The 1,397-nt window shown below is 44.1% G+C and carries 1 protein-coding gene; it reads left to right on the top strand.

The window, feature by feature from the left end; all coding sequences use genetic code 11:
- Nucleotides 1-111 precede the first annotated feature (111 nt).
- Nucleotides 112-960 carry a CmcI family methyltransferase gene (locus BZG79_RS15595; protein ID WP_199878069.1) on the top strand — a complete coding sequence of 283 codons (849 nt, stop codon included), beginning with the start codon at nt 112-114 and terminating at the stop codon, nt 958-960.
- Nucleotides 961-1,397 lie beyond the last annotated feature (437 nt).

Genomic DNA, 1,397 nt, shown 5'->3' with positions numbered 1-1,397 from the left:
TCGCTAAGGTTATGCAAGATGTTGGTTTCCAACATGTGCAGCTTTTAGAAAACTATCAAGGTCAATCTTTCCATAAAACCTTTAATCCCTTTCTGATTGCGGGACTACCCTTTGAAAAATCCCCCTGTTCGCTTTAGTCGTTTTGTGTACCCGGTTCTCTATGACGAATGTGTGGAGCTGCATCATGTACATTTGGGAACTTGCTTACGCATAACTTATGAAGATTATTGGGCTTTTGCATCTTACGCCCAGTTTAGACCATTGCAGCCAACGCATGAGGAATGGTTTGAAGCCCAGCTTCTCGTCAAAGCAGAATGTGATTTACCAGTAATAAAACAAACCAAACCTTTAACCGAAGGCACCCTATCCCTGGCTTATCATCGTTGGTATTGGCAACACGAAATTGAGACTCAACGAGATTACCGTTGGCTGGGCCAAGTCGCAGTAAAAATGCCAATGGACCTTTTCTTCTATCAAGAGCTTATTTATTCCCAAAAGAGATCTCGAATCCTTGAAGTGGGCTATGGGCGAGGTGGAGGTCTCTACTTCATTGATACTGTTCTGCGTTTGTTAAATCGCAAGGGCTCTCTAGTAGGTGTTGATCTTCAGCCAGCACCTATTGAAGGATTTAATAGTGAGAACCAGGCCGTGCTTGTTCATGGAGATGCGAGAGATACCGAAACACTTGAAAAGGCCAAAGCCATATGCCCTGAATACGATCTGGTGATTCTCGATCTTGGTGGGCTCGATAATCTCAGTCTTGAGCTTCTTCCGATGTRGGCTCAACTAGTTGCTCCGAGCGGAGTCATTGTTGTCGAAGACCTCTGGGCAGATGTTGACCAGCGGCCTGTGATTAGGGCTCTCGACATGTTTTTGGTGAAAAATCGCCAATTTGGACTTTATCTCGAGGCTAATCGGTATCCTTTTCTAAAAGGGATTGTTTTGCAGAGGGTCGAATAATTACTTGGATTTAACCATTAAGTGCACCAGCGCGGACTTGGGTTCTATGTTCTAGCCAACCATTTCCGAAAACTTTTCTCATATAAAATTTATAATCCACTGGCGATCTTTCACTATTGGCACTCTGAAGCTCTTCTACGTTGTAGTACCTAATGAACATTTTTGATGTCGGCAATCGCATAATCTCGCGTTGGTTGAAGCACTTGGTTCAACCACTAATGCTTTAGGCTACCAAAGAATCGGTCCAGGACTGCATTATCCCAACAAGCACCTGTGCTTCCTATGTTCGATTGAATGTAAGCGCTCCACGAACCCTATCTAACAATATTTTTCTCACCGCGTAAATCACTGGTCTCAACCTGGAGGTCACTACGTCACTTACCAAAAAGCAGTCTTTTTACCTGTCGCTCGTTGAATATGCTCGCTCGGTTAAGCCC

Source organism: Salinivibrio sp. MA427, from assembly GCF_001996115.1.
GTDB lineage: Bacteria > Pseudomonadota > Gammaproteobacteria > Enterobacterales > Vibrionaceae > Salinivibrio > Salinivibrio costicola.
Note: the sequence above shows the minus strand (reverse complement) of the source record. Positions and strands in the feature narration are given on the sequence as shown.